Raw genomic sequence first — 19,922 nt, forward strand, 5'->3', positions numbered from 1 at the left:
CGCTGACGCCAAATCGGACAACCCGAGCGCGTCATCAAGCTCGCGCATCACCAGAAGGCCGCCGTCGGAACTGAGCTGCGTGCCGCGAAATTCCAGATAGATTGCCTTCATAAGTGACGAGCTTCCCTTTTGAGGTCGTATTGCGGATCCGCTGTCATCGGCAGGACATGAGTCGTGATGTATCGGCCTGACGGGGCGGCAACCGTTCCGCCACCGTTACAGGAGCCGACAGCCCCGGATGATCGAACAGAACCTGATCCTGATCCTGATCGGCCTGCCCTTTATCGCAGCCCTCATCACCGCGTCGCTTTCGGTGAATTCGCATACCGCTGCCGCCTGGGTCTCGGGGCTGAGCATGGCGGGCGCGCTTGCGGTGTTGATGGCGCTGCATGACCGGATCGTGACGGGCGAGGTTTTGCGCGTCACCATTCCCTGGGTCCCCTCGATCGGGATGAACCTGACCTTCCGGCTGGACGGGTTCTCGTGGCTGTTTGTGGCGCTGGTGCTGGCAATTGCCATTCTGGTGGTGATCTATGCCAGCTATTACCTGTCGCGCTCCGACCCGGTGCCACGCTTCTATTCCTTCCTGATGGCCTTTACTGGCGCGATGGTCGGGATGCTGATTTCCGGCAATATCCTGATGCTGGTGGTGTTCTGGGAACTGACATCGGTCATTTCCTTCCTGCTGATCGGCTATTGGCATCAGGGGCAGGCGGCACGCGATGGTGCGCGGATGGCGCTGATCGTGACGGCGGCAGGCGGGGTCTGTCTGCTGTTTGCAATGCTGGTTCTGGGCCAGATTGTCGGCAGCTACGATCTGGACCGCGTGCTGGCGGCGGGCGATCTGGTGCGCGGGCACAGGCTGTATCCGCTGGTGCTGGGGCTGTTCCTTCTGGGCGCATTCACCAAATCGGCGCAATTCCCCTTTCATTTCTGGCTGCCCGGCGCAATGGCCGCGCCCACGCCCGTTTCGGCCTTCCTGCATTCGGCCACCATGGTGAAAGCAGGCGTCTTCCTGCTGGTGCGGTTCTTCCCGGTTCTGGGTGGGACGGAGCTGTGGTTCTATGCCGTGACCGGCACGGGTATGGCGACGCTTTTGCTGGGCGCAATGATCGCGCTGTTCCGCCATGATCTGAAAGGCTTGCTGGCCTATTCCACCATAAGCCATCTGGGCCTGATCACCGCCTTGGCGGGCATCGGCAGCGAAGGCGCGATCCTTGCCGCGATCTTCCACATCATGAACCACGCGGTCTTCAAGGCCTCGCTCTTCATGGCGGCGGGCATCATCGATCATGAGACCGGCACGCGCGACATGCGCCGTCTCAGCGGGCTGATCCGCTTCATGCCGGTGACCGGCACGCTGGCCATCGTGGCCTCGGCCGCCATGGCAGGTGTGCCGCTGCTGAACGGGTTCCTCTCGAAAGAGATGTTCTTTGCCGAAGCGGTGGATTGGCACAATGGCACATGGCTGGACGATGCCATGCCTTATCTTGCGACCATTTCCAGCATCTTCGCCGTCGCCTATTCGCTGCGCTTCATCCATACCGTGTTCTTCGGCCCGGCCCCGGTCGATCTGCCGCGCGAACCGCATGAGCCTTCGGCCTGGATGCGCCGCCCCGTAGAGCTTCTGGTGCTGGTCTGCCTTGTCGTTGGCATCCTGCCCGCGCTGACGCTGGGGCCTGCGCTGAACCTTGCCGCCCGCGCCGTGCTGGGGCCGGACCTGCCCTATTACGACATCGCGATCTGGCACGGCTTCAACACGCCGATGATCATGAGCCTGCTGGCCCTTGCCGGCGGGACGGTGCTGTATCTGGTCTTCGCCGCCCGGATTGCCGAAGGACCCGAGGGCCCGCCGCTGCTGCACCGGATCCGGGCACAGAAGATCTTTGAGCGGATGCTGCTGGCCCTGTCGTGGAAATGGCCGCGCGCGCTGCACAAGCTGACCGGGACCGAACGGCTGCAACCGCAACTGACCATTATCGTTGTGCTGGCCATCGTGCTGACGACGGCCACGCTGTGGCAGACGGTGCAGATCACCGACCGGCCCCGCTCCAACCCGTTCAACATCGCCTTCGCACTGATGTGGGTGGTGGGCGCAGCCTGCGCCATCGGCGCGGCGTGGCAGGCAAAATATCACCGCTTTGCCGCGATGATGCTGCTGGGCGGGGCGGGTCTGGTGACCTGCCTGACCTTCGCATGGGCCTCGGCACCTGACCTTGCCGTGACACAGTTGCTGGTAGAGATCGTGACCACCGCCCTGCTGCTGCTGGGGCTGCGCTGGCTGCCCAAGCGGCGCGAAGAGATTGCCGATGACAAGCTGCTGCCCGCCCGGATGCGGCGGATGCGCGATCTGGGCATCGCGGCCATCGCGGGCCTTGGCATGGCCTTCCTCGCCTATATCATCATGACCCGGCCCCTGATCCCCAATGTCGGCGACTGGTTCCTGCGCAATGCCTATTACGAGGGCGGCGGCACCAATGTGGTGAACGTGATCCTTGTCGACTTCCGCGCCTTTGACACCTTTGGCGAGATCACCGTGCTTTGCATCGTGGGGCTGACGGTCTTTGCGCTGCTGCGCCGCTTCCGTCCGGCGTCGGAAAGCCGCTCCAGCCCGGATCAGCAGAAGGATATCCACGCCGCCAATCTGCGCGATTATCTGGTGGTGCCTTCGGTCATCATGCGCTGGATGTTCCCGGTGATGATCGTGATTTCCGCCTATTTCTTCATGCGCGGGCATGATCTGCCGGGGGGTGGTTTCTCGGCCGGCGTCACCCTCGCGATTGCCTTCCTGCTGCAATATATGGGCCATTCCGTCCGCTGGGTGGAGGCACGGCTGACCGTGCTGCCGATCCGCTGGATGGGGGTCGGGCTGCTGATCGCGGGGGCGACCGGCGTCGGGGCCTTTGCCTTCGGCTACCCGTTCCTGACCGCACATGCGCAGTATGTCTCGGTCCCGCTGATCGGCAAGGTGCCCGCGGCCACCGCGATGCTGTTCGATACCGGCGTCTTCGCGCTGGTGGTTGGCGCCACTGTGCTGATGCTGATCGCGATCGCCCACCAGTCGCTGCGTTCGGCCCGTCTGCGCGAACAGGAAGCCAGCGAAGCCGCGGCAGAAGCGGCATCGGGCCCGACGGAAAGGGAGGCAGTCTGACATGGAGATCGTGCTGTCCACAGCCATCGGCATCCTGACCGCCTCGGGCGTCTGGCTGCTGCTGCGCCCGCGCACCTTTCAGGTGATCATCGGCCTGTGCCTTTTGTCCTATGCCGTCAATATCTTCATCTTCTCGATGGGGCGGCTGACACCTGGCGCGCCCCCGATCATGCCGAAGGGCGGTTTCATCAACCCCGCCGCCTATGCCGACCCGCTGCCACAGGCGCTGGTCCTGACCGCGATCGTCATCAGCTTTGCCACCACGGCGCTGTTTCTGGTGGTGATGATCGCCTCGCGCGGCGTCACCGGCACCGACCATGTTGACGGCAAGGAGCGTGACGAGTGACCGCAGGCCTGAACCACCTCATCATCGCGCCGATCCTGATCCCGTTCTTCGCGGGTGCCTTGATGCTGCTCTACGATGACCGGCAGCGCCGGACCAAGCTGCTGATCAGCCTTGGATCGGCTCTGGCGCTGCTGCTGACCGCGATCGAGCTGCTCAATCGCGCCAAGGGCAGCGCATTGTCGGGCGGCAACGATATCGGCTTTTATCTGCTGGGCGATTGGGCCATGCCTTTCGGCATCGTTCTGGTGATCGACCGGCTGTCGGCCATGATGCTGGTGCTGACCGCGCTGCTGGCCCTTCCCGCGCTGGTCTATGCGGCGGCGGGCTGGAACAGACAGGGCCAGCACTTCCATTCGATGTTCCAGTTCCTGCTGATGGGGCTGAACGGGGCCTTCCTGACCGGCGATCTGTTCAACCTGTTCGTGTTCTTCGAAGTGCTGCTGGCCGCATCCTACGGCATGTTGCTGCACGGTTCGGGGCAGCTGCGGATCCGCGCGGGTCTGCATTACATCGCGGTCAACCTTGCGGCCTCGCTGCTGTTCCTGATCGGCGTCAGCATGATTTATGGCGTGACCGGCACGCTGAACATGGCGCATCTGTCCAATCTGGTGCCGTTGCTGCCGGAAAGCGAGCGCCCGCTTCTGCACGCGGCCGCCGTTCTGATGGGTCTTGCCTTTCTGATCAAGGCCGGGATCTGGCCTTTATCCTTCTGGCTGTCGACCGCCTATATGGCCGCTGCCGCCCCGGTGGCCGCGATCTTTGCCATCATGACCAAGGTCGGGGTCTATGTGGTGCTGCGTCTGTCCATGCTGATGTTCGGGGCCTCTGCCGGTGCATCGGCGGGATTTGGGGCCTATCTGCTGCTGGGCGGCGGCATGGCCACCGTGATCTTCGGTTTTATCGGCGTTCTGGCCTCGCAGGGGCTTGGCCGCATGGCCGCGCATCTGGTGCTGGTGTCATCTGGCACGCTGCTTTCCGTCACAGGCTTCGCCCTAATGGGCGGCGGCAGCGCCATGCTGGGCGGTGCGCTGTTCTATATGCTGGCCTCGACCCTTGCGACCAGCGCACTGTTCCTGCTCATTGAGCCGATGAGCCGCGAGGAAGGCGGCATCGCCGCCCTGCTGGCGCTGACTGCCGATGCCTATGGTCTGGACGAGAAGGAAGAGGACAGCCAGCCCGAAACCGGCTTGGCCATCCCGGGCACCCTGACCGTGCTGGGGCTTTCCTTCGGGATCTGCCTGCTGGTGCTGGCAGGTCTGCCGCCGCTGCCGGGCTTTATCGGCAAGGTCGCGATCCTGCGCGGCGTCATGGCAAGCGAGGCCTTGCCCGCCGGTCTGGGCTGGGCCTTTGTCGCGCTGATGCTGGTCTCGGGACTGGCCACGCTGATCGGGCTGGTGCGGATCGGCATCCAGACCTTCTGGGCCTCGGATGGTGTCGTGCCGCGTGTGCTGGCGCTGGAAATCGCGCCAGTTCTGGTGCTTTGCGCCATGATCGTGCTGTTGTCGGTGCGCGCCGATGATGCGCTGCGCTATATGCGCGCCACCGCCGAGGCGCTGTATCGCCCGACGATCTATGCCGAGGGCGTGCTGCGCGCGCCGCGCGTGGTCAGCTCACCCACCCCCGCACCGGCACCTTCGCCCCCCGCAAAACCCGCCGCTCAGGCACCGTCCTCCGCAGCGGCTCCCGCACCGGCCCCGGCAACGCCGGCGCCCTCCGCGCCCAACGGGGAGGTTCAACCATGAGACGCATCCTTCCCCATCCGCTGCTGACCGCCGGGCTGACGCTGGTCTGGATGCTGCTGACCAGCTTTTCTCTGGGGCATCTGTTGCTGGGCGGCATGATCGCGGGGCTGGCAGGCCTGGCTTTCGCCCGGCTGGAACCCGTGGGGCCGCAACTGCGCAGCCCATGGGCGCTGGTGCGGCTTGGTGCCGTTGTCAGCGTCGACATCATCCGGTCCAATATCGCGGTGGCGCGGCTGATCCTGTTTGGCGGCGACCGCCATCACCGCCGCCGCTCGGGCTTTGTGAAGATCCCGCTGCGCCTGCAGGATCCGATGCCGCTGGCGCTGCTGGCCATGGTCATCACCGCGACCCCGGGCACCGCCTGGATGGAGCATGACATGGATAGCGGCATCCTGCTTTTGCACGTCTTCGACATGCGCGAGGAGGATGACTGGCAAAGCCAGATCCGCGACCGCTATGAATCGCTTTTGCTGGAGGCTTTCGCATGACGGCCGGAACCATCCTGATCGCGGCGCTGAGCTATGCCCAGTTGATGCTGGCCCTTGCCGCCTGCATGGCGGGCTGGCGCACCCTGCGCGGCCCGCGCGCGCAGGACCGCGTGCTGGGGCTTGATACACTTTATGTGACCACGATGCTTTTGTTCGTGGTGACGGGAATGCGTATCGGCACGCCTTTCTTCTTTGAAGCCGCCATGGTGATCGGCGTTCTGGCCTTTGCGGCAACGGTCGCGCTGGCCAAGTTCCTGCTGCGCGGCGAGGTGATCGAATGAGCACGCCGCTGGACACCCTGCCCCTCTGGATCGCGATTCCCGTGGCGCTTTTGCTGATTATCGGCAGCACGCTGACCATGCTGGGCGCGCTTGGCCTTGTGCGGCTGAACAGCTTTTACGACCGTATCCATGCCCCGACCCTTGGCACCAGCTGGGGCACCGCCGGGATCATGCTGGCCTCGATGCTGGCCTATTCCTGGCTCGATGGCCGCGCCATCCTTCATGAATTGGTGATCGGCAGCTTCGTGATGATTACGACGCCGATCACACTGATGCTGCTGAGCCGCGCCGCGCTGCATCGCGACCGGATGGAGGGCAACCCGGACGTGCCCCCCACCTCGGCCCCGCCCGAGGATTGATCGCCCCTGGCCCCCGGGGGAATGATGCCTGCGGCGGCTCCCCGCCGCTTGCGCAGCCTGTGCACCGCATGGCGATCTCAACCTCCGGCTCAATCCGATTGACCCCGCCCCGATTGCGGGCCGGTGATGCTGCCTGAATCGGCCTTCATTCCCGCATCGGCGGGCGCGGCAACGGCGTGGTCAAGACCAGCTTCAGCCCTGCATCCGACCAGCCGTCCACCCCCGGTGGGAACCAGTAAAGCTGCCGATATCCAAGCGCCGAAATACGCTGCGCCGCGTTCCAGCTGAGCCAGCAATCCAGCTTGCAAAAGACCACGATCTTCGTGGCAAGATCACCTTCGGTCAGCCGCGCAAGCCCTTGTTCCAGATAGGCTTGTTGCCACTCTTCCAGCTTGCCCCAACCGACCACCGGCAACCATATGGCCCCCGGAATGGTCAGGTGATCCTCGGGCGTGATCCAGACCCCGTCCTGCCCGATCTCGAACTGGCGAAGCCCCATCACATCCAGCAGCACGGCCCCCTCGGATTGCAGCGCCTGCAGCTCTGACAGCGTGATGGTGCGGGCCCCTGGGGCCTCGGCCGGGACGGGCGCGCGGTAGTCCTTCAGGCGATAACCCTGCCCATCAAACAGCGGCCCTTCCTCGGCCCATGCCCCGGGCGTCCCGACCCATATCCCCCCAGCCAGCACAAGCGCGGTCCCAAGCATCAGACGGCGCGACCTACGACCTATGGACAATTTATCGCCCCCCTCGTTTTGGCGAATTGTGGTTTCAAGCCGCGCCTCGATGGCGTGCCAGACCTCGGGAAAGACCAGCATGAATCGCAAGACCATTCCTATTGTACTTTCGTTGGCCCTGGCCGCGCCCATGGTGCTGGCGCATGGCGATACCGTGCCGCAGGCTGTGGACACCGCCGGACTGCCGGACTTGCCCGAGGAGATGGCCAAGGAAAACCCCTGGCGCGCGGCCACCGGCGACGTGCTGTTCAAGGCCGTCGAGGTGGGGGCCAAGGGCTTCAACTCCAACTGCGCACGCTGCCATGGGCTGGAGGCGATCTCGGGCGGGCTTGCCCCGGATCTGCGCTATCTCGAAGCCAATGATTTCGGCGATGAATGGTATCTTGACCGCGTTCTGCATGGCTATGAGCAGAACGGCGCGGTGAAGATGCCGCCCTTCGCCGATATCTTCAACCAGCAGGCAGTCTGGGCGATCCGCACCTATATCGAGACCCGGCCCGATGCCGATGAGATGGCCGGAAAATCGGCTGAGATCCACGCGCTTCTCGACAAGGTGAAGGCGCTGGAGGCGGGCGCGGATGCCGCGGCCGCGGGCGCTGTCGCCGATGAGTTGGACACCGCGAATGACCAGTTCGCCGCCCTGTCCGGCGCGCCGAAATCAGTGACCGTGCTGGCGCAGGCCGCGCATATCCTGCGTGCCGATCCGGCCCGCGCCACCGTCGCGGCCGAGTTGATCGCCGGATCGTTGCGGGATTGAGGCAGATGGGCGCGCTTCTCACCTCTTTGCTGCCCGGAGGCGACAGGCCGTTGATCCTGCCGGCCACCGGCGCGGCGGCGGTGGGGGGCGATCCGTTCGACAGCGGTATGTGGCCGCTGCATCGCGAGGCCTATCTGGGGAAAGAGGCCCGCTGGAGCAATGATCCGGCAATCGCGGTGCTGGCGCCCAAAGCTGCCGAAAACTCGGCTCATGTGCCCTTTCTGATCGATGCGACGGCGCTGCCGGGCCGGGTTGACGAGATCCTTGTGACCGTCGATTACAGCCCCTTCGCCCATGCGATGACCTTTCGCCCCGGCCGCGCCCTGCCATTTCTGGGCTTTGCGGTGAAATACGAGGTTGCGGGGGCGCTGCGCGCGTCGGCCCGGATCGGGCAGGATTGGCATGTGGGTGCGGCCTGGGTCAGCGCCCTGGGCGGCGGGTGCAGCGCGCCTTCGGTCGCCCATGCACGGCCCGATTGGCAACTTGGCTTTGGCGAAATGCGCGCGCGGATCTGGCCCGAGACCGGCAGGCTGCGCGTGAATATCCGGCATCCGCAGGATACAGGGCTTGCCGATGGCGTTGCCGCGCATTTCCTGACCGAACTGTTCTTGCTGGATGCCGATGGGGCCGAGATCGCAGCGCTGGATCTGTTCGAGCCGCTGGAGGAAAACCCCTCGCTCACCTTCCTGCTGCCGCAGGATCTGGCGCGCGGCGAGGTGACGATCCGGGCCCGCGACAATCTGGGCAACGGCTTCCGGGGCAAGGTGTCCGGGGCGGAGGGCGCACCATGAGCCCCATCTCCCTGCACCGCCGCGATGCACTGGTCGGGATGGCTGCGGCCGCCTTGACTCCAACCACCGCAGGCCTCAGCACGTTTGGCTTGGGCGCGACGTTCGCCCCCGTGCCCGCGCGTGCCAAGACCCGGCGCTATGATCTGCGCCCGGTCGAAGTGGCGGCGGGTGTCTGGATGATCGAGGGCGCGCGCGAGGTCTTCGCGCCTGCCAATGGCGGGGCCATCGTCAATATCGTGCTGCTGGAAACCCGGCAGGGTGCGGTGGTGATCGATACCGGCTCCACCCTTGGAATGGGCGCCGAGATCCGCGCCTTTGCCGATGATCGGCTGGGCGGGGTCGCGACGGTGGTGAACACCCATCATCACCCCGACCACTGGTTCGGCAATGGGGCCTTTGCCGACCGCCAGATCGTGGCGCTGCCGCAAACCGCGGCGGCCTGCGCCCAATACGGACAGGATTTCGCGGCCTCGCTCTACGCCATTCTGGGGCCGTGGATGTCGGGCACCAGCCCGCTGCCCGCCAGTGGCACAACCGAGGCCGGCGAGGCACGGATCGGCGGTCGGGCGCTGCGCCTTCTGGCGCTGTCGGGCCATACTCAGGCCGATCTGGCCATTCTGGATCAAGACAGCGGCACGCTGATTGCGGGCGATCTTTTGTTTCTCGACCGTGCCCCAAGCCTGCCCGATGCCGATTACGGGATCTGGCTCAAGGCGCTGGACAGGCTGGCACAATTGCAACCCTCGGGCACGGTGCCGGGCCATGGCGGCTTTCACCGCTCCAGCGCGGCACTGGCCCAGACCCGCGCCTATCTGGAAGCCACGCGCGCCCGACTGACACAGGCGGCCGACCTGGGGCTGGCCCCGATCGAGGCGATGTCGGCAGGCCCCGCGCCCGCCTTCGCGGCACTTGGTGCCAATCCCGAGGAATACCTGCGCTCGGTCATTCACCGATGGGCGGATCACGAAACGGAAGCCCTGCCGCTTGTCGGCGGGCTCTGACTGCAAATGCCGGTTCATGGATGGAGGAGACGACATGACCATGCTGAAGAAACTGACCACCGCCAGCGCCATCGCGCTGATTGCCATGGCGGGGGTTGCGCTGGCCGAGGCCCGCAAGACCAAGGATGTCACCTGGGAGGACATTCTGGCCGATAGTGAAACCACAACTGACGTGCTGATGTATGGCATGGGCAACAATGCCCAACGCTATTCGACGCTGCAGCAGGTCAATGCCGATACGGTCAAGCATCTGCGCCCGGCATGGGCTTTTTCCTTCGGGGATGAAAAGCAGCGCGGTCAGGAAAGCCAGGCCATCGTGCATGATGGCGTGATCTATATCACGGGCTCTTATTCCCGGATCTGGGCGCTGGACGCCAAGACCGGCGAGCGGCTTTGGAAGTTCGAGGCCCGCCTGCCCGAAGACATCCGGCCCTGCTGTGACGTGGTGAACCGCGGTGCTGCGATCTATGGCGACAAGGTTTTCTTCGGCGCGCTGGATGCCTCGATCTACGCGCTGGACAAGAACACCGGCAAGGTGGTCTGGCGCGAGAAGTTCGACGACCACAAGATCGGCTATACCCTGACCGGCGCACCGACCATCGTGAAGGATCAGGTGACCGGCCGCGTCATGCTGATCCATGGATCCTCGGGGGATGAATTCGGCGTGGTCGGCAAACTTTACGCCCGCGATCCCGATACCGGCGAAGAGATCTGGATGCGCCCCTTCGTCGAAGGTCACAAGGGCACGCTGGCCGGAGCCGAGGGCACCATCACCGGCGATCCGGCAGCACCCAGCTGGCCCAACAATGCCGATGGCAGCAAGGTCGAAGCCTGGAGCCATGGTGGCGGCGCCCCCTGGCAATCGGCCTCGTTCGACCCCGAAACCAACACGATCATCGTGGGCGCGGGCAACCCTGCCCCCTGGAACACCTGGGCGCGCACGCCGGGCGACAGCCTGTATACTTCGGGTCAGGCCTATGTCGATCCGTCCAATGGCGAATTGGTCGGCTTCTATCAGCATACGCCGAATGACGCGTGGGACTTCTCGGGCAATAACGAGATCATCCTGTTCGACTATACCGACAAGGACGGCAAGACCCACCGCGCGGGCGGCCATGCCGACCGGAACGGCTTTTTCTATGTGACAGATGTCGATGCGCTGTCCAAGCGCGGCGGCGATATCAACCGCCCGACCGCGTTGCTGAATGCCTTCCCCTTCGTGGATAACATCACCTGGGCCAGCAGCATCGATCTGGAAACCGGCCGCCCGGTCGAAAACGAGGGTCAACGCCCGCCGCTGCCGAAAGAAGGCGAGGACAAGGGGGCCACGATCGAGGTCTCGCCGCCCTTCCTCGGTGGCAAGAACTGGAACCCGATGGCCTATTCCAAGAAGACCGGCCTGTTCTACATCCCCGCCAACAACTGGAAAGAAGATTACTGGACCGAGAACGTCACCTATCAGGCAGGCGCGGCCTATCTGGGTCAGGGCTTCCGCATCAAGCGGATGTATGAAGATCACATCGGCACCCTGCGCGCCTATGACCCGGTCACCGGCGAGAAGAAGTGGGAGCATAACGAGAAGTTCCCGCTTTGGGCCGGTGCGCTGGCCACCGCGGGCGATCTGGTCTTCACCGGCACCTCGGACGGCTTTGTCAAAGCTTTCCATGCCGAAACCGGCGAGCAGCTCTGGTCGTTCAACACCGGCTCGGGGATCATCTCGCAGCCCGTGACCTGGGAGCTGGACGGCAAGCAATATATCGGCATTGCCTCGGGTTACGGCGGCGCGGTTCCGCTTTGGGGTGGCGATATGGCGACACTGACCACGCAGGTCAGCCAGGGCGGCTCTTTCTGGGTGTTCGAGATCCCGGACGAATTGCTGGCCTCGGCCAACTGATCCCGCTGACTGCCGGGGGCGGCACCGGCCGCCCCCGTTTTGCGGGATCGCAAGATTGCAACGCCCCTGATCGGGGATCCCCCTTTTGCTTTTCCCCCCCTTTGCCGTTCCCCCCTTGGCTGGAGGTTCCGATGAACACCAAATTTATGGCCGTCACGGCCGCGCTTTTGCTGCCGCTTGCGGCGCAGGCCGATATGCTGGGCGGTGCCCTGACCGGCGGCGTCAATACCGTGGGCTTCCCCGTCATCGTCGATACCGACGCCCCGCAGGAAGGTCCGCTGGTCATCAACGGATGCGAACTCAAGCCCGGCGGCTCCTGCCCAGACGCCGATCTGCGCCATGCCGATCTGCGCGGGTTGAAGCTGAACGGGATCGATCTGTCGGGGGCCTTGCTGACGCGCGCCAATTTCTTCGGGGCAGAGCTGAAGGGGGCCAACTTTTCGGGTGCCGACCTGACCGGCGCCAATATGGAAGTGACCCAGGCGCAGGGGATCGACCTGCATAATGCCAAGCTGGTCGGGGCCAATCTGGCCTATTCGCGGCTGGCGGGCGCGGATTTCTCACATGCCGATCTGACAGCCGCCTCGCTGGAGGCTGCGACCGTGCATAAGGGCAAGTTTGTCGGGGCTACGGTCGTCGCGGCCAATCTGCTGGAAACCAAGTTCTACAATGCCGACTTCGCCGATGCGCATCTGGAGGGCAATTATGCGCCCTATGCGATCTGGGAGGGCGTCCATATGGAGAATTGCACCGGATGCCCGGTCAACTGGTAAGCACGAACCTGCAAAGTCCGAAGCCGGCGATCTGGCGGGACCGGATGCCTTCGCTGACGGGACCCAGGGCCGCTGTCGCCCTGTCTGCCATGGCCGTGACCCTGGCCATGGCGGTGCCTCTTGCGGCACAGGATTATGCGGCGGGCCTTCTGGCCTGCCGCCGCCAGTCCGACACGATGGCGCGGCTTGCCTGTTACGATGCGCTACCCGCCAAGGCCCCCGGCACGGTGTTTCGGGGCACTGGCAGCCAGGTCACGCCCCCCTTCGATCTGCAGGCCCCGACGCTGCTGAGCTTTGAAAGCATGGACGCAATCATGGTCGTTTATCTGCTGGATGGCACCGGGGCGGTGGTGCAAAACCTGCATCAAGCCGGGGCCGGGACCGCCAGCTACCTGATCCGCCATCCGGGCCGCTACAGCCTGCAGGTCAATGCCTCGGGCGGCTGGCGGATGAGCCTTGAAAAGCCCTGACCGATCCAATGCGCGCCGCCCCGCCAAAAGGGCCGCCCCCGCCACATAGCGGCCCAGCGCGGCTGCGATCCGCCACAGACCCCTGCGCGGCAGCGGCCCTCCGCAAGGCCCCACGCCCCCCAACCCGATCGCCTGGCGATCTGCTGCGGCGAGGCCAGAGCGGCCATCTGGCCCCATCAGCCAGCCCCGGCCGCCTACGACCATTGTCTTATACAATTTCAGGGGCGGGCAGCGGATGCTGAACAAGCAGGAATGCCCATCGGCGCGGGAGGCCGGTCGGGCAAACCTCCAGATTGTCGCGGGACGCGAGGGCGACGGAGGCCCGGATGTCCATAACCTCGGGAGGAGGAGGCGCATGGCGCAAGCTAGCAGCATCTCGGCGACGGATCGCCCGCTGCGTTCGGTGCTGATCGTGGATGACCATCCGTTGTTTTGTGACGCCTTGTCGATGACGTTGGCAGGCCCGGTGGGCATCAGCCGGGTCGAGGCCGTGGGGAACCTTGGCGCAGCACTGGACCGGCTCGCCATGGGGGAGGCGCCGGATGTCATCGTGCTGGATCTGAACCTGCCCGATGTGAACGGGCTGGACGGTGTGGTGCGGATGCGTCAGGCGGCCCCTGCAACGCCCATCATCGTGGTGTCGTCGATGGACGAGCCACGCGTGGTGCGATCCGCGCTGCGGGCGGGCGTCAGCGCCTTCGTGCCCAAACATGCTGCGCGCGAGGCCTTTCGTGAGGCCTTTGCCATTCTGGCGCGCGGCGAAACCCATCCAAGCCGCCGCATTCTGGACCAGACCACGCCCACCCCTGCCGAAGAGGCCGTGGCGCGGCTGTCACTTCTGACCCGGCAGCAGGGCAAGATCCTGCAGCTGGTCAGTGCCGGGCTGATGAACAAGCAGATCGCCTATGAGCTGTCGGTCGCGGAAACCACCGTGAAGGCCCATATCACGGCGATCATGCGCAAGCTGGGCGTGCAGACCCGGACCCAGGCCGTTCTGTTTACCCAGGATGTCAGCTTTGCTGCCATGTCCCCCGCCGAGATGCCCAGCGCCGCAATGCGGGGGGAATAGGCACAGGCCCTGACTAGGCCGGCAAGGATGTCTATCCGGGGCCGCATTTTCCGGGGCCGTGTTTTGGGGCCGTGTTTTGGGGCGAGGCATCGGGTGGGGGTCTCACGACCAAGACCAAGGATCGGACACAAGGGATCTGCATGACAAAGGGCGCAGAAATCGTGGCGCGCGCCAGCGTGTCGATCCGCGATCAAGACGCGGGCGAACGGTTGCTGCGCGCCCTCGGGCCCGGGCCGTTCAGCCTGATCCTGCTGCTGATGTCGCCCCAGGCCGATCTGGCGGGCATGGCGCAAGCCTTCAGGGCCAGCCATGCCGGGGCGCAGATTGTCGGCTGCACCACCGCGGGTGAGATCACCGGCGCGGGCTATGAAGAGGAAACGGTGGTCGCCATCGGCTTTTCCGCCCAGCATTTCGCCGCCGAAACCCTGCTGATCCCGGATCTGGACCATTTCTCGCGCAATGCGGTGGCGGCCGCATTCCTGCAGGCCCGCCAACGGCTGTTGCTGGCCCATTCAGGCTTTGCCCATGAATGCGCGTTGCTGCTGGTGGACGGGCTTTCGGTGCGCGAGGACGAACTGGCCGCAGCCCTTGCCGGCGGCGCAGGCAATATTCCGATGATCGGGGGATCGGCGGGCGACGGCACCCGTTTTGCCCGCACCTTCATCCTGCATGACGGGCAGCTTTTGCAACATGCCGCCGTCCTATGCGTGCTGCGCAGCGATTGCCCTGTGCAGGCGCTGAACATGGACCACCTGGACCCGACAGGGCAGCGCATGGTGGTGACGGATGCCGATCCGGCTGCGCGCATCGTGCGGCGGATCAATGCCGAACCCGCCGCCCAGGAATATGCGCGCCTGTTGGGCAAGGATCCCGCCAGCCTCGACAGCCTGACCTTCGCGGCCTATCCGCTGGCCTTGCGCATGGGGCCACGCCACCATGTCCGGGCGATCCAGCGGATGCTGCCCTCGGGCGATCTGCTGTTCTTTTCGGCCATCGCCAGCGGTGTCGTGCTGTCGGTGACCCGGCCACGCGATATGGTCGCGCATCTGGAGACCGAGTTGCAGCGCCTGGCCGCCCCGGGCCGCCCCATCGCGATCCTTGGCTTTGACTGCATCCTGCGCCGGGTCGAGGCGCGCGAGAAACAGCTTGCCGGACGCGTCTCGGAGGTGCTGCGCCGCCATCAGGTCTGGGGATTTTCAACCTATGGCGAGCAGATCGGCCCGATGCATGTGAACCACACCCTGACCGGCTGCGCCTTCTATCCGCCCGGCACCCGCATCGAGGCTGCACAATGAACCCCGATCGCCACCGCATCTCCGACGGCTTGCTGGATCCCAATGACGATCCCGCTGTCAGTATCGAGAAGCTGTTGACCATCACCGATGCGCTGATGCGTCATGCCGAACAGGGTCACGGCGATCACGATGCCGCCTTTGAGGAATTTCGTCGCGCCGCCGTGCTGGAAGACCATGTCCGCCAGCGCACGCGCGAGCTGGAAACCGCGCTCGGCCTGTTGAACGAGGCCAATTCCACCGCCGAACGCGCGCGCCATGTGCTGGCGCAGGCGGTCGAAGCCATCGAGGAAGGCTTTGCGCTTTTCGATCCCGAACAGCGGCTGGTGCTGTTGAACAGCCGCTTTTGCAGCGAACTGCCCGATGCCCGCGCCCGGCTGCGTCCCGGCATCACCTTCACCGATTACATTCGCGCCGCCAGCCGATCACGCCATCTGTTGTTGCCCCATGGTCAAGGCAGCGAGATCTGGGCGGAAAAACGCATGGCCCATCACCTGTCGGGCCGGGTCTTCTATGTCGATCTGACCGGCGACCGCTGGTTGCAGGTCAGCGAACAGCATATGGAGGATGGCAGCACCGTGGTGCTGCAAACCAATGTGACCGAGATCATCCGGGCGGAACGGTCTGAACGCGGCAAGCTGCTGGACGATCAGGCGCGGATGATCCGCGCCACGCTGGATCATCTCAATCAAGGCGTGGCCATTGTCGATGGCGACCGGCGGATGGCGGGATGGAACTGGCGGATGGCGCAAATGCTCGACATTCGCGCGCCCCTGTTGCGGCGCGGGGTGGATTTCGAGGCGCTGATCGCCCCTGCCCTGGCCCATGCGGCGTTTTCCTCGGGGTTCACTGCGGCGCGGTTGCGGGCCTGGATCCGCATGAGCAATGGCCGCCCGCCCATCTCCTTCGAGATCCAGCAGCCCTCCGGCGTGGTATTGGCCGCCTATGGCCAGGAAATGCCGGGCCGCGGCTTTGTCTTGTCCTTCAGCGATGTCAGTCGTGAACGACTGGCGGTCCATTCCATGCTGCGCGCCAATGCAACGCTGGAAATGCGGGTGGCGACCCGGACCGAGGAACTGGCGGCAGCCCTTGCCAGCGCCGAGCGCGCCAATGCGACGCGGGCGCGCTTTGTGGCGGCGGCCAGTCATGACCTTTTGCAACCCCTGTCAGCGGCCAAGCTGTTTGTCGCCGCTGCCCGCGACGAGGCCGGGCCGGGCCAGTCCGCCACGCTGGAAAAGGCGCATAACGCCCTTCTCAGCGTCGAGGGCATTCTGGGGGCGCTGCTGGATATATCCCGGCTTGAGGCCGGGGCGAACTATATCGAGGTGATGCCCATTCCCCTGTCGCTGTTGCTGGCGCAACTGACCGATGAATTTGCTCCCATCGCCGCGAACAAGGGGCTGCGGCTGACGATCGTGACCTGCGGGCTGGCGGTGCAAAGCGACGCCGCCTATCTGCGGCGCATCCTGCAGAACCTGATCGGCAATGCGCTGCGCTATACCAGCAGCGGCAGGGTTCTGGTGGGGGCGCGCCGCCTTGGCGGATCGGTGCGGATCGAGGTGCATGATACCGGCCCCGGTATCGCGCCGGAAAACCAGCAGGCGGTGTTTCGCGAATTTCACCGCATCGGCGGCTCCGCATCGGCGGCCGAGGGGATGGGCCTGGGCCTTGCCATTGTGGAGCGCGCCTGCGCGCTGCTGCGCCATCCATTGACGCTGCGATCCAAGCCGGGGATCGGCACCTGTTTCGCGGTGGAACTGCCGGTGGCGCGCGCGGTGCCGCCGCCCGATGACCAGCCCGCCCCACCGCGACCGGAAGACCTGCCCGGCGGGCGCATCGCCTTGCTGATCGAGAATGACGAGGGGCTGCGCCGCGCGATCGCCCTGTCGCTGGAACGGCGCGGCATCGAGGTGCTGGAAACCGCCAGTGGCAGCGAGGCCATCGCCCTTCTGGAAGAAATCGGCATCGTCCCCGATCTTTACTTGATCGATCAGCAACTTGGGCCCGGTCTGACCGGGGTCGAGACCGCGCAGGTCCTGCATCGCCGCTTCGGCCCTCGTCCGACCCGGATCATCACCGCCGACCGCACGCAGGACACCCGTGACGCCGCGGGCCAAGCCGGGCTGGACATCATGTTCAAGCCCATAGACGCCGATGCCCTTGGGGCCTTCGTGCTGCAATCCGCCGCCTTGCCCTAGACCCGCGCCAAGGCGCATCCGGCGCCAAGGTCGCATCGACCATGGTCGCATTGTCTCTGTCCTGACGCCCCGCCATGGTCCGCATAGACCAAAACGGGAGAACGCAATGAAACACCTGATCGTGACCCTTTCCATGGCCCTTGCCCTGCCGGCAATCGTGGCACCAGTTGCGGCCCGCGCGGCCGAGCATGAGGTGAAGATGCTGAACAAGGGCGAAAGCGGCACGATGGTGTTCGAGCCCGCTTTCCTGCGCGCCGAACCCGGCGATACGGTCCGCTTTGTGCCCACCGACAAGAGCCACAATGTCGAGGGCATCAAGACCATGCTGCCCGAAGGGGTGGAGCCGTTCCGCAGCAAGGTGAATGAGGAATTTGTGCTGACCCTGGACGCGCCGGGGGTCTATGGCGTGAAATGCACGCCACATTTCACCATGGGGATGGTCGCCTTGATCCAGGTCGGGGCCGCACCCGCCAATCTGGAAACAGCGCAAGCTGCCAAGCTGCCCCCCAAGGCTGCGGAACGCATGGGCGCGGCATTCGCACAGATCGCCGATTGAGGCCCAGCAGGATCGGCGCGCCCCGATTGGCCCCCATGATCGTCCGGTGCTGGATCGTCCGGTGCTGGATTGTCCCGGACGGGGCCGCCCCCGGTCCGGGATGTCGATGTCCCGAAGGCAGATATCCACGTTCGTCAGGCCGGCGGTCGGTCAAGGCCCGACTTCCCCCGACACCGGATCGCCCGGCACCGGCTCCCTCCGTCACCGGCTGCCCGCGCCTGGGCACCCCAAGCCTTGGGTGCCCAGGCGCGGGTTCCAAGTTCGGCGCAGCACCCTGGGCTGTCATGTGACGGCGGATCTGTCCTGAGCAACCGGTTGCGCAGCACCGAACCTCTCGGCGCAGCGCACCGCCTGTATCCGGCCCCTGCGGTGTGGCCCGGGCCACGCGGCGAGGTAGCCCGCCATGCAGCCCGACATTTGGCGCGGATCAGGGCCGCGCGGCAGAAGAAACAGATCACCACGCTCCCGAAGGATCTGCCTTGGGTATTGGTTTGCAGGTATTGGCAAGCTGGCCGCCCCGCCGTTCAGGCTTCCAGCGCCGCAAGTTGCGCGAGGTGGCCGTTCAGGTCCAGACCCTGGCCGGTCGCATTGATCGTCTCAAAGTAATCATGCCAACCCGAAGCGGCGATACCCGAGACCAGCGCACCGATGGATGCCGCATCCGGTCCACGCCAAATCGCGAAAAACTGCTGCGCGGGGGCATGAAGCGTCGCAGCCTCCGTTTCGCCCAAGGCAATCGCCTCAACGCCAAGGGCCGCAAGCGCCCCCATGCCCGCGCCGATGGTCGCGAAAAACTGCTTTCGGCCAGTCTGGTCCAGCGCCAGCCATGCGGGTTTCGGCGTATAGAGTTCGGCCAGATAATGTGCCATGTCGAGGGTCCTTCCATGAATTGCCCAAACGGTTGATGGATCGCGGGGCGCGGTTGCAGAAATCGCTTGAGGCAGGCACCTCAAGTCGCGTGGGCCTTTGCCAGCCCGTTCCGTCATTTGCCTAGATAAACCCGACCCGCAGGCCCAAGCCTGCGAGACCTGAGCCTGCGGGGCGCAAGCCGGGCGCGCGGGCTCAGAGGGGGCTGCCCTCAGCCATGGCATCCACATTGCGCCAGACGCGGTGCAGAAGCGCCGTAAGCGCCGCGCGCCCCTCGGGATCGACACCGGCGAACAAACTGGCGATCCATTGGCTGTGTTCATCAAACAAGGTGGCCGCCATTTGCTGCCCCTTTTCAGTCAGGCGCACCGACAGCTTGCGCCGGTCCTCCTTGTCATCATGACGCGCCAGAAAGCCGTCGCGTTCCAATCCGTCCAGCAACCCGGTGACCGTTGCGCGCGTCACGCCGGCGCGCTCGGCCAATGCGTGCGCAGCCAGACCTTGCGGCAGATCGCGCAGCAGGAACAGCAGCACGAATTTCCCTTCAGACAGGCGATGCGGCGCAAGTCTGGCCGCGCAAGCGCGATCGATGGCCGCGGCCAGTGTCAGCACCTGAAAGCAAAGCCGGATATTGTCGGTGTCCGGCTGCCCGCGACGCTCCGCCTCATCCAGCAAGGCTTGATGTTTTTGTTCCAGCATTTTCATATGTCGGCATATAGTATGTCACCTATCTAAATGTCAATATGGCACAGCCGCCTCTGGCTGCGCCAGTAGCGCGACGGCCTTATTCCGCAAAAGCAGGTTGGGCACGCAGGCTTTGGCAACGGCTGTAATTTACCCCGCTTATCCGCCCGGGACAGCGGAAACCGGGTCTGGGCCGGGCAACAGATGCATTGCCCCGAACGAACGCCCCGACACTGCGAGAGCCGGTTGCCTGCCCGGTTCGGATAGATGAAGCCCGCCGGTGCAGATCACGCCGGGGGCTTGCGCGACCTGCGGACAGCGCCCCCGCAGCACTTGCCAGCAAATCACCTGACGACGATCACTTTCGAACCGGCACACAAGCGTGATGGCTGAGGAACCCGCCGGGTGGCAACCCAGAGGCTAAACCCATCCCCCACAGGACCGCCCCCGCCAGATTGCGCGGGCTA

At 65.0% G+C, this 19,922-nt stretch carries 19 protein-coding genes; 16 read left to right on the forward strand and 3 right to left on the reverse strand.

Annotated elements, in window-relative coordinates:
* The first annotated feature begins 238 nt into the window (after nt 1-238).
* From GBJ34_RS14435 to mnhG, 6 genes are read left to right on the forward strand one after another with little or no spacing between them, the layout of a single operon-like run.
* A complete protein-coding gene (locus GBJ34_RS14435) occupies nt 239-3,151 on the forward strand; it encodes a monovalent cation/H+ antiporter subunit A (protein WP_151719928.1) in 2,913 nt (970 codons plus the stop codon).
* 1 nt (nt 3,152) lies between these two features.
* Nucleotides 3,153-3,497: a Na+/H+ antiporter subunit C gene (locus GBJ34_RS14440; RefSeq protein ID WP_151719929.1), complete on the forward strand. Its 345-nt coding sequence runs from the start codon at nt 3,153-3,155 to the stop codon at nt 3,495-3,497.
* A complete protein-coding gene (locus tag GBJ34_RS14445; protein ID WP_192931230.1) occupies nt 3,494-5,239 on the forward strand; it encodes a monovalent cation/H+ antiporter subunit D in 1,746 nt (581 codons plus the stop codon). The genes GBJ34_RS14440 and GBJ34_RS14445 overlap by 4 nt, the downstream gene beginning before the upstream one ends.
* Nucleotides 5,236-5,727 (forward strand): Na+/H+ antiporter subunit E, encoded by a 492-nt coding sequence (locus tag GBJ34_RS14455; protein WP_151719930.1) that lies wholly within the window; start codon nt 5,236-5,238, stop codon nt 5,725-5,727. The genes GBJ34_RS14445 and GBJ34_RS14455 overlap by 4 nt, the downstream gene beginning before the upstream one ends.
* On the forward strand, nt 5,724-6,008 hold the full coding sequence (locus GBJ34_RS14460) for a K+/H+ antiporter subunit F (RefSeq protein WP_151719931.1): 285 nt from the start codon (nt 5,724-5,726) through the stop codon (nt 6,006-6,008). Before GBJ34_RS14455 ends, GBJ34_RS14460 begins: the two co-directional genes overlap by 4 nt.
* Nucleotides 6,005-6,367, forward strand: a complete 363-nt coding sequence (gene mnhG / locus GBJ34_RS14465; RefSeq protein WP_151719932.1) for a monovalent cation/H(+) antiporter subunit G — start codon at nt 6,005-6,007, stop codon at nt 6,365-6,367. Before GBJ34_RS14460 ends, mnhG begins: the two co-directional genes overlap by 4 nt.
* 145 nt (nt 6,368-6,512) lie before the next feature.
* Here mnhG and GBJ34_RS14470 read toward each other — a convergent pair whose 3' ends face one another.
* Nucleotides 6,513-7,199: a rhodanese-like domain-containing protein gene (locus tag GBJ34_RS14470; RefSeq protein ID WP_226341191.1), complete on the reverse strand. Its 687-nt coding sequence runs from the start codon at nt 7,197-7,199 to the stop codon at nt 6,513-6,515.
* Between GBJ34_RS14470 and pedF the strand changes: the two genes are divergently transcribed.
* The 10 genes from pedF (at nt 7,183) to GBJ34_RS14520 (ending at nt 17,904) form a co-directional block, all read left to right on the forward strand.
* Nucleotides 7,183-7,860: a cytochrome c-550 PedF gene (pedF, locus tag GBJ34_RS14475; protein ID WP_226341192.1), complete on the forward strand. Its 678-nt coding sequence runs from the start codon at nt 7,183-7,185 to the stop codon at nt 7,858-7,860. The genes GBJ34_RS14470 and pedF overlap by 17 nt on opposite strands.
* Nucleotides 7,861-7,865: 5 nt before the next feature.
* Nucleotides 7,866-8,651, forward strand: coding sequence for a quinoprotein dehydrogenase-associated SoxYZ-like carrier (locus GBJ34_RS14480; protein ID WP_151719935.1), 786 nt, complete (start codon nt 7,866-7,868; stop codon nt 8,649-8,651).
* Entirely contained in the window at nt 8,648-9,652 is a 1,005-nt protein-coding gene (locus tag GBJ34_RS14485; RefSeq protein ID WP_151719936.1) for a quinoprotein relay system zinc metallohydrolase 1, read from the forward strand. Before GBJ34_RS14480 ends, GBJ34_RS14485 begins: the two co-directional genes overlap by 4 nt.
* Before the next feature lie 34 nt (nt 9,653-9,686).
* Entirely contained in the window at nt 9,687-11,546 is a 1,860-nt protein-coding gene (locus tag GBJ34_RS14490) for a PQQ-dependent methanol/ethanol family dehydrogenase (protein WP_226341193.1), read from the forward strand.
* Between the two features lie 131 nt (nt 11,547-11,677).
* A complete protein-coding gene (locus GBJ34_RS14495) occupies nt 11,678-12,319 on the forward strand; it encodes a pentapeptide repeat-containing protein (protein WP_151719937.1) in 642 nt (213 codons plus the stop codon).
* Between the two features lie 44 nt (nt 12,320-12,363).
* Complete coding sequence (locus GBJ34_RS14500; RefSeq protein ID WP_151719938.1) at nt 12,364-12,789, forward strand: hypothetical protein; 426 nt, start codon at nt 12,364-12,366, stop codon at nt 12,787-12,789.
* Between the two features lie 355 nt (nt 12,790-13,144).
* Complete coding sequence (locus tag GBJ34_RS14505) at nt 13,145-13,858, forward strand: response regulator (protein WP_151719939.1); 714 nt, start codon at nt 13,145-13,147, stop codon at nt 13,856-13,858.
* Nucleotides 13,859-13,998: 140 nt separating this feature from the next.
* Nucleotides 13,999-15,153, forward strand: coding sequence for an FIST signal transduction protein (locus GBJ34_RS14510; RefSeq protein ID WP_151719940.1), 1,155 nt, complete (start codon nt 13,999-14,001; stop codon nt 15,151-15,153).
* The gene (locus GBJ34_RS14515; protein WP_151719941.1) at nt 15,150-17,348 is read left to right on the forward strand and encodes a hybrid sensor histidine kinase/response regulator; all 2,199 of its coding nucleotides are present in this window, start codon (nt 15,150-15,152) and stop codon (nt 17,346-17,348) included. The genes GBJ34_RS14510 and GBJ34_RS14515 overlap by 4 nt, the downstream gene beginning before the upstream one ends.
* Nucleotides 17,349-17,454: 106 nt before the next feature.
* On the forward strand, nt 17,455-17,904 hold the full coding sequence (locus GBJ34_RS14520) for a pseudoazurin (RefSeq protein WP_151719942.1): 450 nt from the start codon (nt 17,455-17,457) through the stop codon (nt 17,902-17,904).
* Between the two features lie 524 nt (nt 17,905-18,428).
* Here the strand turns inward: GBJ34_RS14520 and GBJ34_RS14525 are convergent.
* Nucleotides 18,429-18,773: a DUF6616 family protein gene (locus tag GBJ34_RS14525; RefSeq protein ID WP_151719943.1), complete on the reverse strand. Its 345-nt coding sequence runs from the start codon at nt 18,771-18,773 to the stop codon at nt 18,429-18,431.
* Between the two features lie 193 nt (nt 18,774-18,966).
* Nucleotides 18,967-19,470 (reverse strand): MarR family winged helix-turn-helix transcriptional regulator, encoded by a 504-nt coding sequence (locus GBJ34_RS14530; RefSeq protein ID WP_226341194.1) that lies wholly within the window; start codon nt 19,468-19,470, stop codon nt 18,967-18,969.
* Nucleotides 19,471-19,922: the final 452 nt, after the last annotated feature.

It is taken from the genome of Gemmobacter serpentinus (assembly GCF_008973825.1).
GTDB lineage: Bacteria > Pseudomonadota > Alphaproteobacteria > Rhodobacterales > Rhodobacteraceae > Gemmobacter > Gemmobacter serpentinus.

Excerpts from the sequence above, each read along its gene's own strand:
- GBJ34_RS14435 (WP_151719928.1), top strand. The coding sequence starts at position 239 with ATGATCGAACAGAACCTGATCCTGATCCTGATCGGCCTGCCCTTTATC.
- GBJ34_RS14440 (WP_151719929.1), top strand. The coding sequence starts at position 3,153 with ATGGAGATCGTGCTGTCCACAGCCATCGGCATCCTGACCGCCTCGGGC.
- GBJ34_RS14455 (WP_151719930.1), top strand. The coding sequence starts at position 5,236 with ATGAGACGCATCCTTCCCCATCCGCTGCTGACCGCCGGGCTGACGCTG.
- GBJ34_RS14460 (WP_151719931.1), top strand. The coding sequence starts at position 5,724 with ATGACGGCCGGAACCATCCTGATCGCGGCGCTGAGCTATGCCCAGTTG.
- mnhG (WP_151719932.1), top strand. The coding sequence starts at position 6,005 with ATGAGCACGCCGCTGGACACCCTGCCCCTCTGGATCGCGATTCCCGTG.
- pedF (WP_226341192.1), top strand. The coding sequence starts at position 7,183 with ATGAATCGCAAGACCATTCCTATTGTACTTTCGTTGGCCCTGGCCGCG.
- GBJ34_RS14470 (WP_226341191.1), bottom strand. The coding sequence starts at position 7,199 with ATGGTCTTGCGATTCATGCTGGTCTTTCCCGAGGTCTGGCACGCCATC.
- GBJ34_RS14480 (WP_151719935.1), top strand. The coding sequence starts at position 7,866 with ATGGGCGCGCTTCTCACCTCTTTGCTGCCCGGAGGCGACAGGCCGTTG.
- GBJ34_RS14485 (WP_151719936.1), top strand. The coding sequence starts at position 8,648 with ATGAGCCCCATCTCCCTGCACCGCCGCGATGCACTGGTCGGGATGGCT.
- GBJ34_RS14490 (WP_226341193.1), top strand. The coding sequence starts at position 9,687 with ATGACCATGCTGAAGAAACTGACCACCGCCAGCGCCATCGCGCTGATT.
- GBJ34_RS14495 (WP_151719937.1), top strand. The coding sequence starts at position 11,678 with ATGAACACCAAATTTATGGCCGTCACGGCCGCGCTTTTGCTGCCGCTT.
- GBJ34_RS14500 (WP_151719938.1), top strand. The coding sequence starts at position 12,364 with ATGCCTTCGCTGACGGGACCCAGGGCCGCTGTCGCCCTGTCTGCCATG.
- GBJ34_RS14505 (WP_151719939.1), top strand. The coding sequence starts at position 13,145 with ATGGCGCAAGCTAGCAGCATCTCGGCGACGGATCGCCCGCTGCGTTCG.
- GBJ34_RS14510 (WP_151719940.1), top strand. The coding sequence starts at position 13,999 with ATGACAAAGGGCGCAGAAATCGTGGCGCGCGCCAGCGTGTCGATCCGC.
- GBJ34_RS14515 (WP_151719941.1), top strand. The coding sequence starts at position 15,150 with ATGAACCCCGATCGCCACCGCATCTCCGACGGCTTGCTGGATCCCAAT.
- GBJ34_RS14520 (WP_151719942.1), top strand. The coding sequence starts at position 17,455 with ATGAAACACCTGATCGTGACCCTTTCCATGGCCCTTGCCCTGCCGGCA.
- GBJ34_RS14525 (WP_151719943.1), bottom strand. The coding sequence starts at position 18,773 with ATGGCACATTATCTGGCCGAACTCTATACGCCGAAACCCGCATGGCTG.
- GBJ34_RS14530 (WP_226341194.1), bottom strand. The coding sequence starts at position 19,470 with ATGCTGGAACAAAAACATCAAGCCTTGCTGGATGAGGCGGAGCGTCGC.